Raw genomic sequence first — 14,802 nt, 5'->3', positions numbered from 1 at the left:
TTACCCGACTGCGACTGCAAAACGAGGGCCGTCAGTTCGTCTTACGCCGACGGGTGGTATAGCGCCTGTTGGAGATAGTCCGTGTGGCTACCTACTTCTAAGAAGCGGCCGACCGCAACCGACAATCAAACCCGTAAGAAGCATAGTCTCATCCAAGGCCAGCCTCCGCGATGAAGGTGGTCGGCTTGTTTCTCCAGTGGGACTGATCGGACGCGACGAGTAGGATGCGCTTAGCACGGGTCAGGCCGACGTAGAACAACCGCCGAGATTCGTCATACGCCTCCTGCGTCGATGTCGAGAAATGCGGGATACTACCATTGTTCATGCAGATCAGGGCAACGCCGTCGAATTCGCGTCCCTTAGAATTGTGCAGCGTCATTAGCTTGAGCGCCTGCTCGGGATTGGCGAACAGGCCCATATCAGAGATTAGCAGATTCGCGAGATCAACCTTGCTGGCCTTCATGTCGGATAGCATTTCCTCGGCGGAATCGATCAGCGGCTGTTTGGCGCTGCCCGGCAACCATTCCTCGTGTTCGAGATAGTCACCAGCCTCACGGGCGATGGCGCGCAGCCAAACGCCGCCGCCGGGATGCTTTTCAGCAAGTGCGCGAGCGAGATAGATCAAGCCAAGCGCCACACGGCGCCCCTGATAGCTGAACATGTCATAGCGCGAGTTACCGGTGAGGTCGCCGATGAGCCGAAACAGCGCCCGCTCGACACCCGGGACTCCGAGATAATTGCCGGCCTCTGCGCAGGCTCCGAGTTGCTCGGCAAGCCCGGCAAGCAGTCGCCGACGTTTATAGGGCCGTGCACCCGGACCGAAGACAGGCACGTCTAATTCTCGGAGGGCGCGGGCAACGGGGATGAGATGCGTCCACCATGGCGCAAGAATTGCGGCCTTGCCGAGCGGGATGCCTGCATCCTGCAGTGCGGGCAGAAAATAGTCGGTGATGGCGTCAATCGGCTGGCCGACATGAACGTAGTTCACTTGCGCCGCTACTTGGGCAGCATCGCCCGCCGAGTGCATCCCCGGGACGGTCGGGATCAGTGTTGATGCCGTGCCGACAATCGCCGGCCCGCATCGGAAGTTACCGGTCAAGGATGTGTCGCGGTGCGCGTCGATCTGATCTCCAAACTGATCGGCGAGTTCCGGACGAGCACCTGCGAAGCGCATGATTGACTGATTCTGGTCACCGACAAGAAAGAAGCGCGTGTGAAGGAAATCCTGGATTGCTCCGAAGATGGCGATCTGGATGTCCGTGGTGTCCTGAAATTCGTCGATAAGCAGCCAAGCAAAGCGGCTCGCGATGCCGCGCCCGACGAACGGATGTTGTTCGAGAATCTTCCATGAATAATAGAGGATCATCGCGAAATCGAGGTATCCGTGGGCGCGGACCCGCTCCCAATAGAGCGCGGCAGATTCGTCAGTGACAATCCCTGTCTCGATCCCTTGGCCGCAGGGGCCGCCGTTCACGTCGATGCGAAGAGATTCATAATCCTCGAACACCTGCCCGACGGGCATGCGACCGAAAGCGTCCTCGACCGACGTTACGATCTGCTCAAACTGACTGTTCTCCCGGGAAAGCACCTGAAACGACGCCGGAACCTCGGGTAACAGCCAGCTATAGGGACGAAGAATGAATTGCAGACAGTAAGCGTGGATCGTGGAGATTTCACAGCGGTCTGCGATCGCGTTATTGCCGTAGGTGCGCAATCTGGTCTCGATCTCGTCGACTGCAGCATTGGTGTAGGTAATACAGCCGATGAACTGTGGCGTACCGATAACCTGATCGGCCAGCGTCAGCAGCTTGGCGAGAATGACCCGCGTCTTGCCGCTTCCCGGGCACGCAGTGAGAAGCAGATTGCCGTCGTATTCGACGGCCTCGCGCTGTTCCGGTGTCAGCCGGATCATTCGGTAAGCCACTCATATGCCTCCTCGATATAGGTCGGCAGATCGGTCGCGAGGTGGGCGTAGCGCGCAGCTATCTGCGCGAAACGCGCCTTACCAAAACGTTTGGCGGTATTGAGCGTGATACGGCCAAGCTCAATGCGTAGCGCTGTCTCGTCGGCGGGGCTCAGTCCCCCGAGCGCAAGCGTTGCGAACCCTTGCTCCATCTGTGCAAGGATCTGCGGCGCGCCGAGAGCGCGGACGGTCTCGATCAGCATTGGCAGGCGCCCGAGCGATACCAACTCGCGTTCGAAGGTGGTGGCGCCCTCAAAAGTGGACACAAAGTCGTTCTCCAGTGCCACCAAATCGGGCGCGTGGGTTTCCGGATCGAAGTCCTCGGCGTCGGACGGCTTCATGTCAGCATCGGCGACGATGGCGCATTTCTTCTCGAGCGATCCCGCGCGGAACAGTTTGGCATAGACGTCGAAGTGGACGCCATGAATCGCAATTACTGAGATGCCGACCCGCTCAAGCTTCACGCCGTACACTTGCTCGATCATCGCCGGGATCAGGAACATCTCGGCTGGACCTTCGACTAGCATGACCTTGCGCGCGTAGAGCAAGGCGCTCTTGGTTGCGTCGAGGTAGCGTTCGAGATCGGCAATTTCTGGCGCGGTCAGCGCGGCATTGAGCGCGAGATTGCCGGCAGCGATAGTCGCGTCCTCGCGCTTGGTGAGAGATACAATGCTGCTCAATGGAACCTGAGAGGTCACCTGGGTGCTGTGACTGGTCAAGATGGTCTGCACGTTGATCGCGCGCAGTGCCGCGATCAACGAGAACTGCAATTGAGGATGAAGATGCGCTTCTGGCTCCTCGATCAGTATCAATTGGCCGGCCGAGCGGTTGAGCGCGATCCGCCGCTGCAGGTATTCCATCAGGATCGCGATATAGAGAATGTTGTTCATCCCAAGACCGTTGCGGCCAGGTTCGAACGAGGTGAGTGAAAGGTCTGATAGAATGATTTTCAGGTTGCGTATGATCGCGCGGAAGGTCGCAGCGGAGAGGCCGAGAGTGGCGTCCATCTCAAACGCGGGGCCAGAGACATCCTTGAACCGTGCGTCAATTGCTCCTGCTATTTCGGCAATAGTCGCCGAGTTCGCGATCGCCTGGTTGGCCTCGTCGAGGATGGCAATTAGGGCATCCTGCTCGGCCGCATCGATCTCGAACGCCTCGATCAGACGGATGAGTGGCGACTGGCGCGGATTACGCAGGTCGCTCTCGACATCGCGGAGCGCAGGCAGATGAACAAGGAGGTAAGATTGCAGATCTGCAAAGCGCACCGACTCGCCGATCCCGTCGTCATCCCAGGCAATCTCCGTTAGGTCGATGGCAGGGTCACCGCCACCGCGGATTTCCCACTGATAATCTTCAAGGGTCAGCGCCCCGGGCAAGATGTCGCCACTTACAAGCTGCTCCCGGACAGCTGGCCGCGGACGGAAGCGGTAGAATATACGCGCGCGGTCCGCAGCCGTCTTCCAGGTACTAACTAGCGCCTCTTCATTCACCCGTCCCTCGAACCCAGCCAGTTCGATTCCTATCAAAACCTGGCTGGGCTGGGCGATATCGATCGCGAAGTGGATGTCCTCTCGCATCAGCGCCCGGAAACTCGACGGCAGCATGTTGTCTAGACAAATTTGGATTGCGCGGAGGATCGCGGTCTTGCCAGTATTGTTTTCTCCGATGATACAGCACAGATCATCCGCGACATTCACGTCGAGTGACGCGAACGTGCGAAAATTCTGGATCACTATTCGAGATACTCGCATGATCCCCCGTCTGAATCTCGGCTGAACTCAACGATTTAAGGTTGCATTAGGGGCACGACGAAGACAAGTGTGTTTATCATGCTCGCACCGGCTCAGAGTTCTGCAGGCGATCCAATTTGCAACACTAAGTTTGATACCGATCGGCGCCGAATATCGCTTTCGATTGGTAGAACGCTTGGCGACTTAACCGGCACCGCTTATCCAAGCACGAATGGGGTAGCGAAGTGGGCTCGGAAACCTCTGTTTTACGTCCTCTCTTAAGCGATGGATAGCTTCGAGGCGAACGCGGCGGGAACGCCGCGTTCGCAAGATTTCGGATTATAGTTTGTCGAAGACGGACCCCATACGTGGGCTGAATAGACGGTCGTAGGTCTTCAGTAGGAAGCTGTCAGTCATACCCGCAACATGATCGCAAATTACCCGGGCACCGTCTTCTGCCCTAACAAAATCGCTATATGCATCAACTGGCAAAAAAGCCCTCGGGTCAGATGCGAACGCTTCGAAAACAGATACGACCATTTTCTGCCCCTTGAACTCTAGATGTTGAACCTCGGCACTCCTGATCACTTTGGTAACGATAAGCGCCTGGAGCGCATCCAGGAAAATGCGTTGCGGAGCGTGCAGTTTTGCGCGGTACCTGATCAACGGCTCTTCGAAATCTTCAAGCTCAGTAATTTCGATATGCGTGACGAAATGATGAACGAGCCGGCCGATGCAGTGCTTCCGCTCTTTCCCGAGACCGAACAGAGCTCTCATGACGGACTCGTAGACGTCATTCGAGTTAGCGAGCGAGTACTTCTCATTCAACGAGTTCAAGAACGGCGCGCACGCGCTTTCGTTAACAGCTTCCCGAAAATCGCGTTCAGACACCAAACCCATTGCTATCGCGTCTTCCAAATCGTGCACGCCATAGGCAATGTCGTCGGCCACATCCATAATGCTGCAATCCAATGACTTATGAAGTGGTTTCCGATGCTTGGCCTTTCCTTTTGCATCAACAAGCTCGGGATCAACACTGATGAATAGATCCCGGTCCTCGTCGCTAAGCGGTTCTAGGATCCAATCTACGACCTCGCGCTCGCTATCAAGATAACATTTCGGTGGTTTCGAGCTTTCTCTGTTGATCACCCTGATCGACTGGGGCGCAGCGTCAATTTTAGGCTTAATTTCTGGATTTGCAGCCTCTTTGAAGCTGACTGGATATTTCAGAATTCCCAGGAGGGCCCGCCTCGTCAGATCCGCGCCATGCTTTTCCGAAAAGTTCTCCAGTCTCGAGAGTATGCGTAGCGTATGGCCATTGCCTTCGAAGCCGCCGTTGTTACGCATGCAAAAATTTAGCGAGACCTCACCCCCGTGACCAAATGGTGGATGACCTAAGTCGTGAGCGAAACCGATAGCTTGGATTAGACTTGTAGGTGGCAGGAAGTCGTGCGCGTTGTGCGTCTTCGCCGCCGCCAATTGCCGTACGATACTGGCGCCGATCTGAGCTACCTCCAAGGAGTGCGTCAGGCGCGTGCGATAAAAATCACTATCGCCGAGATTTAGTGTCTGGGTCTTCCCTTGAAGCCTTCGAAACGAGCCTGAATGCACAATCCTCGCGTAGTCGACATCGAACGGTCCGCGTGCGTCTTCTGGCTGCGGTGTCCATTCGCTTTTTCTGATCTGCCAATGATCCATATACTCCCACCCACCCAAGCTTTTGATACAGCGACCACAATCGGAAGCATATACTTCCAACGACAGCTCGCTCAGCCAGAGACTGCGCTTTTCAATTTGCGTCAAGCCCAACAAGCTTGAAAACGCTGTAGCTGGGGGAGAAAATATGTCCCGGTTTACAAATCCAAGGCTAGTTGACAGAATCACGGAAATGCCCATTATAGGGAACACAGAGAGAGGAGACGGCTTTGACGGAACTCACCCCTTGGGACTATCATCCAGATCTCACTGAGGAGAGGCTCTGCGCCGTCGCGTCCATGATTGTTGATGGGCGACATTCGGCGCTGGAGCGTTATGACGAAGCTGCCGGTGATAATAGCTGGACCCACGGCTGCCGCGCGTTCCAATTTGGCCGTTTCCGCATTCTCAATGCTGCAGATGGTGGAAGTTATCCTTGGCTGTCCGTAATTGACCGGACTCTTCAGTTGGTTTTCAAAATTGGGGAAGTCCCAGTCCGGATTTATAAAGGGATGCCGGATGAACCGACATCTCGAACACTTCGACAGAGTTTTGGCGAACTCAATCAGCTGGGCCTTCTATTCCTTCGGGACGAAAAAGCACAGGATTTGGCCTATCGGTTCGCAGTCGAAACGGACGTTGACGGCGCGGTTCTTGCTGTCAGCTTTGTCGGGTTTCACGGAGAGACTGCCGTACTGAATTGGAATGTCCCGTTTGATAGCACCCTTGGCTTTACGGGCACAGTGGGTAGAGAAGCCTCGGAGATCGTCAAACTGGATCCGCCGTCCGTTGGTGTCCGTTCTGACCGTAAGCGCGATGACGGTGCCACCGGCTCCTGAGCCTGGTAGTCTGACGGAAGACCAAAATGCCTGACCACCTGACTTTCGAAGGGGAGCGCTTGCGCCTAGCACGCGTTGCCCAAGGTTTAACGCTTGATGATCTGGGCGCGCGAGTTGGCGCGACACGTCAGTATTTGAACCAGTTAGAGCAAGGCACAAAACTGCCTACTGGACAGATGACTGACGCGCTGGCCGCCGCGATCGGCGTAACCACGCAGTTTTTTTACATGGCGTTGAAGGGGAGCGTGCGTCCAGAGCAGTGTCATTTCCGCAAACAGCGCACCACGCCAATGTCCGTTGTCAGCCAAGTCATAGCGCGTGGCACCTTGCTCGACAAGTTTGTAGCCTCGTTGGATCGGGAACTCGACCTGCCGCAAGTTTCCTTTCCTGACGTCCAAGCCCATACTGCTTCTGAGATAGAGGAAGCAGCAGACGCTGCTAGAGGCGTATGGAAACTTGGTTCGGGTCCGATCTCTAGCATGATGCGCGTTGTGGAGAATGCTGGGGCCGTGGTCGGCTTCTTCAACGGCGTTTCGGAGAGGGTTGATGCACTTTCAATAGATCGTCCTCGCCCACTTATCATACGAAGTGAGGCCAAACCCGCCGCTGTTAGACTACGTTTTGACTTAGCACATGAGTGCGGACATTTGGTCATGCACCGGGGCATCGAAACGGGCGACAAGGTAACTGAAGGGCAAGCTAATCGCTTCGCGAGTGCTTTTCTGCTGCCTCGGTCATCGTTTATCCATGAGTTCAGTCGAGCGCGAAATCTAAACTGGCAGGCAATATATGATATGAAGTTGCGGTGGAAAGTGTCTGCCGCTGCAATCATACGTCGAGCGTATGATCTCAATATTATTTCTGCGGACCAGTATCGCACGGGCTATATCCACCTCAGTAAAACGGGCCAGAAAAAGTCTGAGCGCTACGACGATAAAATTCCTGCCGAAGAACCCGAATTGCTCCAAACCGCCATGATGGAACTTGAGAAAGCTTTTCCAGGTGCAGTGAGGCGGCTGGCTTACGAGGCGGGTTTAAATGATATGATGTTTGCCAGTGTATCGGGACTACAGTTACCGCCGGTCGCGCATGATGAAAGTGACAATGTGATCCCCTTTGCCATGAGGTAGCTTGGGTCTCATCAAAGACGACAAACAGCAGACAAAAGACTCGTCAGAGAATCCCCCACGCCCGAAACCTCCCCCTCCCCGTCATCTCCCTGAGGCCCAGCTCCAAAACGATCCGCCGCGCCGCCTGCGGCGTGACGTCGAGCGTCTTCGCCACCATGCCGGCCGACACCAATGGTTTCGCCATCACCAGTTCCACCAGCTCCGGCAGTTTCGAAGACGTTCGCCGCCTGTCCAGCTTCCGATCCATCATCGTCTTCGCCAGCGTCAACCGGTCATGTTCTTTCATGCCGATCTCGGCGGCCGCCAGAAATCCGTGGGCGATGGCGAGCAGCCGGGTTTCTCGGTCGCGATGCCGGCGCCGATCGACCGGAATGGTTTTGAGGCCGAGATTGACGGCGGCAAGATGGGCGCCGGTAATGATGCCGGCCTGGCGCAAAATGGATGCGGAAAGCAGCCGGCCGAGCCATGGCGCGTGCTGAAGCACCGAAAGTTCGTTCCAGCCATCCAGGGCAACGATCGCCTGCAGCACGGCCGGCAGATGTTCTAGTTGCCGCAACACTTCACGCCACTCCTCCAGCCGCTCGTCCTCGTCCCAATCGAGATCATAGACCAGCGGATCGGCCGGAGCCCGGCCGGGCTTTTTGGCTCGTTCGATCGCGGCGTCAGAGCGCGCGAGCAGCGCATCGATCGCGGCATAATCGACGCCGGGCAGATCTTTGACGTCGTCACCATCATCCCCCTCCCCTTCCGCGTCGATCGCGACCGCCGCCCGAATAACTCCGGCCGTCGTCGCCTCGTCCCCGCCGCCCGACCCAATCTCCGAGGTCTGTCGGAGCGAGCGGAGGCCGTCCGGCGATAACGCCCAGCCCGGTGGCTGGCCGGCAATGCGCCAGCGGGTGCGCAACACGTCGCGGGCGATGGTGAGCTCATGGGTGGGTGTGCGAATATCGCGGGTGTGGTCGTGGAGGACGAGGTCTTCGAGATGAACGAGTTCGCCGTCGATCCACAGCGAGGCGCAGGCATCGGCGAAATTTTGGCGTTCGATCCACCCCTGGCCGACCGGCGAGCGGGCGATGCGCTCGTCCAGACGCGCCAATTCGATACCGGCGCGAAAAGCCGGTTCCATCAAGGCAGTCATGCTGATTTTCGTAAGATCGTAAGCCATTGAAATCATAGTAAATGATTTCTTATACGAACTCTATATCAATATTGTAGTTCCTCACATGGTATGATGGTAGGTTGGCCTTCTAACCATCGATAAGTACTGGTTATCGATGGTAGATTGATTTCACGGCGCAAATCAGCAAGGATCCCAGCAAAGCAGGCTGTCATGGCCGCCAGAAACGTCCTTTCGGAGCGCCTGTGGCCAAAGCCAAAAAATCACTGACCGCCGTCGAGCGCCGCGCCGAAGAGCTCGACACCATTGCCGCCGTGCTGCCGATCGAGCGCCGCGACGAACTTGCCGAGCTGCTCACCGATCAGGATGTCGAGACGCTGCGCCATCTGGTCAACCAGGGCATGGGCGACAACACGCTGCGGGCGCTGACCTCGGATCTGACCTATCTGGAAGCCTGGGGGATGGCAGCGACCGGATTGTCGCTGCCTTGGCCAGCACCCGAGGCGCTGCTTTTGAAATTCGTCGCGCATCACCTCTGGGATCCGGAAAAGCGTGCTTCCGCACCCGATCACGGTATGCCGGCCGACGTCGACGAAAGCCTCAGGCGCCAAGGGTTTCTCAAATCCGTCGGTCCACATGCGCCGGCCACCGTGCGACGGCGGCTGGCGAACTGGTCGACGCTGACCAAATGGCGCGGTTTTGACGGCGCCTTCGCCTCCCCTGCCCTCAAATCAGCCATTCGGCTGGCGATCCGAGCCGCGCCAAGACAACGTCTTCGCAAGAGCGCCAAGGCGGTCACCGGCGACGTCCTGGCAAGACTGCTGTCGACCTGCGCCACCGACAGTCTGCGCGATCTGCGCGACCGGGCGATCCTGATGGTTGCCTTCGCCTCCGGCGGTCGCCGGCGCAGCGAGATCGCCGGGCTGCGCCGCGAACAGTTGACCGTCGAGCCGCCGATTCCGGTCGAGAATGGCGCCCTCCTCCCCTCTCTCGCCATCCATCTCGGCCGCACCAAGACGACCTCCGGCGAGCAGGACGATATCGTCTATCTGACCGGCCGGCCGGTCGAGGCGCTGAATGCATGGATGGTGGCCGCGAAGATCGACAGCGGCAGCGTGTTTCGGGCGATTGGGCGATGGGGAAATGTGTCGCGGCGGGCGATCGATCCGCAGTCGGTCAATGCGATCATCAAGCAGCGGGCGGCAATGGCGGGATTGGATCCCATAGAACTTTCTGCGCATGGCATGCGATCCGGCTATCTAACCGAAGCCGCTAATCGAGGTATCCCGTTGCAAGAAGCCATGGAACAGTCGCGCCACCGCTCTGTGCAGCAAGCATCCAGCTACTACAACAGCGCAGAAAGGCGGAGCGGGAAGGCTGCTCGGCTTTTGGCATGATTTAAAACGTAAGCTAATAGTTAGCCATCAATCAGGAAGAACTTATGAAAGCCGTACTCAATGCCGTGTTGGATGGAAAGATCAAATCCTTCCGGAATGAATTCCTTGACCACGCACGTGATGTTTTTTTTGAAGATGGCAAGACGTTTCACAGTGGAGAATTTGGTCTACATCGGGAAAAGCTTGTCCGGCGATTCCTGAGATCGTTTGTGCCGCATCGGCTGGCAATCTCGACGGGTTTCGTTGTCAACAGCGAGAATAGCATTGCGACCCAAGCCGACGTGGTTATTTTCGATTCGGCGCAATCCCCATTGATTGAAAGCGATAATGATCAACTCTTCTTTGCTGCCGAAGCCGTCTGTGCGATCGGTGAAGTAAAGTCGTGCCAGACAAAGTCCGAGTTGCCCGAGACCCTTAGGAAATTGGCCGCTCAAAAGCAGATCAAACATCTCGCATGGACTGGGCCAGCGTCGCGCGTCGGCTCTATAGGTAATGAAAAGCAGCTGATTACATTCCTGATCTGCGAAGAGATCCGAAATTCTGACCGCGAAGCCACCGCGCCAGACGAAATCAACAAAGCGATCTTGAAAGCGTACGAGGAGGCAACTCCCCCTGTCCCGGCGGAGCTCAGGCACAATCTGGTTCTTTCGCTCAAGCAGGGGCTAGGCGTCTATTCCCAAGAAGGTTTTTCACCAACGCTGCGAGCAGTTCCTTACTTTGGAGCACCAAACCAGTTCATGTGGGTGGCACCGTCGGAACCCAATGGGACTGATCACATCGCGTTATTCTGCGCTTTGCTATTCGATCTGACCCACAAAGCTGAGACTTTTACGGCCCCCATGCTGAAATACATGGCCACGCCACGCGTCTCTTATTCACACGGCGTGCAGCTTAATGTTTCAGACCCGAGCGAAGAAAGGCCAGCCGAGGTGATCAAACGTCAGTTCGAGTTCAAGGACGGTAATGACGTGGCGATCCTGGGCGCCAAGTCTGACGCGCCTTCATGATCGAGGCTTAGGAGACGAGGGTTGAAGTCAGGTCTGAGGGTTCCAGCGCTTCCGCTCTTCAGGACTTCAGTAGCACCGATCCATACCGTGCTCCTGAATTCACTGCCGCTTGAAGGAGGCGTCAGGAACAACAAAATAACAAAGGTGCGCCAGAAAGCTTTCACCGGTCGGCTCCAGGTCTCACGAGGGAGCCCTCAGTCTGAAATACTGCTGCGCCATCTGCTCCCATTGCGTCAGCTTTTCGGCGGGAAGTCCATGCAGAAGCAGGGTCGAGCGAAGCCAAGCGAAATGCTTGATGAGGTCACCGCACAGAACCTCCTTGAGGACCGTGAGCGGCGGGGCACCGTCCGGATGTTCGAGATCCGGATGCGTCAGCCACCACAACCAGTGGGTCATAAGGAAAGGCGTCGTGCTGGCGGCGCGAAAGAGCGGGCAGATTCATGAACTGCGATACCATAAGGTGGCGCGGCGCCCTCCTCTCTATACGCCTGAATGATTGCCGGCCCGAAAGCGACACGGCTGAGTGCCTCCTTGTGCTTTTCGCGTTTGCCGGCAGCGAGACCCGCAGCGATCGCTTCGCCGCGGTAGACCGGACCGAAGGCGATACCGCCACGAAGAAGGACCTTGTTCTGAGGGTCAGGAGTAGAAATGAATATCGATGAGAGATCGATCATCACCGACCTCACGACCTGTTCAATGTCAGATTTGTGCTGGGAGAGAATGAAAACCCCGTCGTTGATTGGTAGCGTCTCGATGGATGTCTTCTTTGCTATTGCATGCTCCACCGCCATGTGGAGTCTAACCAGCGCGTTGGCGGGCTTTTCCAGAGAAACAGACATAAGGTGTCCCGCTCCCATGAGGTCGATCCAGGCCACGTAGACATTTTCCGCGCGGGCGATCTTGCTGGAGTCGAAACGGTACCGTTCACGCTGACGTCGAGCGTAAATGCGCGCTTGCTCTTCGGGGCTGGGTCCGCTCCTCGGCGGCTTTTCAACAGTCATGGGTGCCTTCGATCCTCCGTGCGGTTCCAATTGACGTCGATTTATACACGCTGCCCGAAAATCCGCCCCTGGGCATGATCACAACAACTGGCATAGGCGGTCAGGTTTAGGCTCTTCGCAGGCGGGATCCGGCTTCGTGACATTCGGGCAGAAGCAGCGATCGGACAAACACCATCGGCTATTCATGAGTGAGGAATAGCCGCGCCTGGTTCTCCTCAACAACATCCGCGTTGGAGCTTGAAGGCAATCGAGCCTCCATCAGCCGAATTCCCTCAGCGACCAAGGCGTCTGCCGGGAGTTCGATTTCAACCAACGCAGGCGCGGCCTGCGCCGGCGGCTTCACCGATATCCGCGAAAAGTGGCTCAAGTCTTCCTCCCGACCGAGAACGGCAAAGCCGTCCGGAAAGATTGCGCCTCCGGAACGCTTCGCTGCCTCGATGAGATCCGCAGGGAACTCCGGAAGCTCTCCCATGAGATCCAAATCCCCTTCGCTCGACTCGATCAAAGCAAAGACACGCCGAGCAACTTCCATGTCCAGCGCCATACCATTCACAAATCGCAGCGCCCCCGATTTGAAAATCAGGTGCTCTTCCCCAGTGACGACCAACGTCTCCCACTCGGCGTCTTCTCCGACGATCCACGTCCGGTCAAGCCAGTCAACGGTGGTGAAGGTCTGCTCGGAAGGTCTCCAGCGGCGATCGCGCGCTGCCTCTCCGATGTCAGGCCCAAACAGGAGAGTCAGGACGCCGCAATAGCTGCCGAACCGCACGCTCCGCGGATCAGAATTTTCGGAAGGGTCCTCCCCGTTACCGGATGACGAACCTGAACTCACCGTGTGGTCGATGAATATCTCGGCCTTCTTCACCGACTTCATCCAGCTGCCGACGGCATAGCCATGCGACGCGATCCAGGTGCCGATCTTGCGGCCCAGATAGGGCTCGACTTGTCCGTGATATCCGTCCCTAACAGTTTTTGTGAAAGCGGCCCTGGAAGCTCCCTTGGTCGCTTTGGACTCTGCAAGGGCGACGAATAGATCTCCTGTGCGACTGAAGACATAGTCCGGCGACCGGGTGGTTGGCGGCTTGCCATGGACGGCGTGGTTTTCGAAATGATCTACCCAACGGTATCCATCTCGAACCATCTGAAGATAGGCGATGCCGTCACCAACGAGGCCGGTCATGGCTTTTCCGACATAGTCCTTCAGGGTCCGAGCAGTATCCAACAAAGCGAATCGATCATTCTTGTCATCGACGTGCCTAGCGATGAGATGGCGGCACATCTGAACCTGAGCTCTCGCCGCATGCTGATCCATCTTCGCTCTGCTGGAGCACTGCGCCATAGCACCGTAAAGTTCGGCTGCCGTGAACAGCATTTCGGTGTTCTCGGGTGCTCGACCGACGATCAAGCGGTTCCTCTTCGCAACATGACCATTGATCTGCTCAACACTCAGTTGCTTTTCCTTCGCCTTCCACATCACCCCGGTCCCCGCTGGAAATTTGTTCTTCAACGCGAATAACTCACTGTATCAGAAGAGGAAATCATGAAAAAAAACGGCTGACAAGTTATGCCTGTTCCGATGAAACAAACAGAATCGGTTTCTACGAAGCTTCTAACGTCCGACTAAGCGGTTCTTCGCTTTCCTTCGTCATTGACCTTCATAAGAGCCATCAGCATCGGCCCGAGGGAAAACTCCCCGCGCTGAGAGCGCTTGGTGAGATCCCGAAGATAACCACCAGCAGAAGTTATCAAAGTCGATCGTTCGAGAATGCACGCCATTGCCACCGCAGCATTTTCCGGCCCCATCGCGTTGCAGGCCTCCTCGTAAGCTGACGGACTCACACCCAGCATGGAACGCACCACGACGGCCGCCTTCATGAGCTCACGCCATTGTTCTATGCGCCCGCCGGGACCATAATCGGCAATCTGCGGGCAGGCACGAAGAACCATACCGAGCGGAAAGGCCTTGATCGGCTCAGGCCTCGCCTTCGGACGTCCTTCCGTCTCACTCTCGGTCTGAGCTCTTTCCGCCGGGCTTTCAGCCAGCTTTTTTCGAGAGCTAGGTTCAAGTTCATAGATGGATTCGGGTTTTGAATTCTGTATGTGGCGGTCATTTTGAATGGCATTGCCCAGCAAATCTTCAGTATTTAGCTGAGTTGCCAGAATGTTGAGCGCCTCTTCGCGCAGAAGCTCCATTTCATCGAGAGCCAATTCGACCTGTACTCTGTTTGGATAGCGAGGAAGTCGCGCGAGGATATCGATATACGCCGTTTCCACCTTACCCCAGTTACCCGACGCACCCTCCTCGACCGCAGCCGAGATTAGCTTGCGGACATCGCGTCGGCATATCGTGAGAGTTTCTTTTGCTCTCCGAAAGCGCATGCGTTCTGCGGCGACGTCCTGTGCCAAGATTGCTAGCTCGCTGGCGCGAACCAAGAGCGGGGTTAGATCAAAACCGTATGCCTGCTCGATTTCCCCCTCTCGATTGCGATGTGCGTAACGTTTGCCGTTCGGACTATCTCGGCGATGGATAAGCCCGGCATCGACAAGCGCCCCGAGCTGCCGGCGGAGTGTCGATTCCGTAATCCCGTGAGCTCGTACGGATAGCTGCGCATTGGACGGAAACACGACGAGTCCATGTTCAGCGTCGAGCTCTCCATTGGGATAAAACGTCAAAAGCGCATCGAGAACGGCAAGCGCTCTGTCTTGCAGGCCAAAGCGTTCCCTCGCTTCGCACACATCGCGAAATACTTTCCACTTTTCGACACGCGTGCCTGGTGTTGAAGCCGCGATCGCCAATTGCCCTTTCACCAAGGCAAGCGTCGCCGGCCGCCGCCCAAAGGGCGTCGTTACATGTCTCGTTTGCATTTTTCTTTCACCTTTCTTCAGGCAAAGGAAATCCGCTCACCAAATCGGTGCCAAAACT

Annotated in this window: 12 protein-coding genes; 4 read left to right on the top strand and 8 right to left on the bottom strand. The window is 56.6% G+C overall.

Annotation, left to right across the window (positions count from 1 at the left end):
* Nucleotides 1–148 precede the first annotated feature (148 nt).
* From EEQ99_RS28770 to EEQ99_RS28760, 3 genes are all read right to left on the bottom strand, one after another.
* On the bottom strand, nucleotides 149–1,924 hold the full coding sequence (locus EEQ99_RS28770; RefSeq protein WP_244604863.1) for a UvrD-helicase domain-containing protein: 1,776 nt from the start codon (nucleotides 1,922–1,924) through the stop codon (nucleotides 149–151).
* The gene (locus EEQ99_RS28765) at nucleotides 1,909–3,714 is read right to left on the bottom strand and encodes an ATP-dependent nuclease (RefSeq protein ID WP_127431493.1); all 1,806 of its coding nucleotides are present in this window, start codon (nucleotides 3,712–3,714) and stop codon (nucleotides 1,909–1,911) included. Before EEQ99_RS28765 ends, EEQ99_RS28770 begins: the two co-directional genes overlap by 16 nt.
* A gap of 318 nt (nucleotides 3,715–4,032) precedes the next feature.
* Nucleotides 4,033–5,391, bottom strand: a complete 1,359-nt coding sequence (locus tag EEQ99_RS28760; protein WP_127431492.1) for an anti-phage deoxyguanosine triphosphatase — start codon at nucleotides 5,389–5,391, stop codon at nucleotides 4,033–4,035.
* 227 nt (nucleotides 5,392–5,618) lie between these two features.
* On the opposite strand from EEQ99_RS28760, the gene EEQ99_RS28755 reads away from it, so the two are divergent.
* Together EEQ99_RS28755 and EEQ99_RS28750 are read left to right on the top strand one after the other, a co-directional pair.
* Nucleotides 5,619–6,227, top strand: a complete 609-nt coding sequence (locus EEQ99_RS28755; protein WP_112849394.1) for a hypothetical protein — start codon at nucleotides 5,619–5,621, stop codon at nucleotides 6,225–6,227.
* 26 nt (nucleotides 6,228–6,253) lie between these two features.
* On the top strand, nucleotides 6,254–7,357 hold the full coding sequence (locus EEQ99_RS28750) for an XRE family transcriptional regulator (protein WP_244604861.1): 1,104 nt from the start codon (nucleotides 6,254–6,256) through the stop codon (nucleotides 7,355–7,357).
* A 43-nt stretch (nucleotides 7,358–7,400) separates the two neighbouring features.
* Here the strand turns inward: EEQ99_RS28750 and EEQ99_RS28745 are convergent, their stop codons facing one another.
* Nucleotides 7,401–8,531 carry an RHE_PE00001 family protein gene (locus EEQ99_RS28745; RefSeq protein WP_164735979.1) on the bottom strand — a complete coding sequence of 377 codons (1,131 nt, stop codon included), beginning with the start codon at nucleotides 8,529–8,531 and terminating at the stop codon, nucleotides 7,401–7,403.
* Nucleotides 8,532–8,719: 188 nt separating this feature from the next.
* Between EEQ99_RS28745 and EEQ99_RS28740 the strand changes: the two genes are divergently transcribed.
* Both EEQ99_RS28740 and EEQ99_RS35245 read left to right on the top strand, forming a co-directional pair.
* Entirely contained in the window at nucleotides 8,720–9,871 is a 1,152-nt protein-coding gene (locus EEQ99_RS28740) for a site-specific integrase (protein WP_127431490.1), read from the top strand.
* A gap of 44 nt (nucleotides 9,872–9,915) precedes the next feature.
* A complete protein-coding gene (locus EEQ99_RS35245; RefSeq protein WP_244604860.1) occupies nucleotides 9,916–10,878 on the top strand; it encodes a DUF6602 domain-containing protein in 963 nt (320 codons plus the stop codon).
* 180 nt (nucleotides 10,879–11,058) lie between these two features.
* Here EEQ99_RS35245 and EEQ99_RS28730 read toward each other — a convergent pair whose 3' ends face one another.
* The 4 genes from EEQ99_RS28730 to repC all read right to left on the bottom strand — a co-directional run bounded on the left by EEQ99_RS28730 (nucleotide 11,059) and on the right by repC (nucleotide 14,744).
* Nucleotides 11,059–11,274, bottom strand: a complete 216-nt coding sequence (locus EEQ99_RS28730) for a hypothetical protein (protein WP_127431489.1) — start codon at nucleotides 11,272–11,274, stop codon at nucleotides 11,059–11,061.
* Complete coding sequence (locus EEQ99_RS28725) at nucleotides 11,271–11,879, bottom strand: hypothetical protein (protein WP_127431488.1); 609 nt, start codon at nucleotides 11,877–11,879, stop codon at nucleotides 11,271–11,273. The genes EEQ99_RS28730 and EEQ99_RS28725 overlap by 4 nt, the downstream gene beginning before the upstream one ends.
* A gap of 178 nt (nucleotides 11,880–12,057) precedes the next feature.
* The gene (locus EEQ99_RS28720; RefSeq protein WP_244604859.1) at nucleotides 12,058–13,386 is read right to left on the bottom strand and encodes a hypothetical protein; all 1,329 of its coding nucleotides are present in this window, start codon (nucleotides 13,384–13,386) and stop codon (nucleotides 12,058–12,060) included.
* 113 nt (nucleotides 13,387–13,499) lie between these two features.
* Nucleotides 13,500–14,744, bottom strand: coding sequence for a plasmid replication protein RepC (gene repC / locus EEQ99_RS28715; RefSeq protein WP_127431487.1), 1,245 nt, complete (start codon nucleotides 14,742–14,744; stop codon nucleotides 13,500–13,502).
* Between the last annotated feature and the right edge of the window lie 58 nt (nucleotides 14,745–14,802).

The sequence above is a fragment of the Rhizobium anhuiense genome, assembly GCF_003985145.1.
In the GTDB taxonomy this organism is placed as follows: domain Bacteria; phylum Pseudomonadota; class Alphaproteobacteria; order Rhizobiales; family Rhizobiaceae; genus Rhizobium; species Rhizobium anhuiense.
Note: the sequence above shows the minus strand (reverse complement) of the source record. Positions and strands in the feature narration are given on the sequence as shown.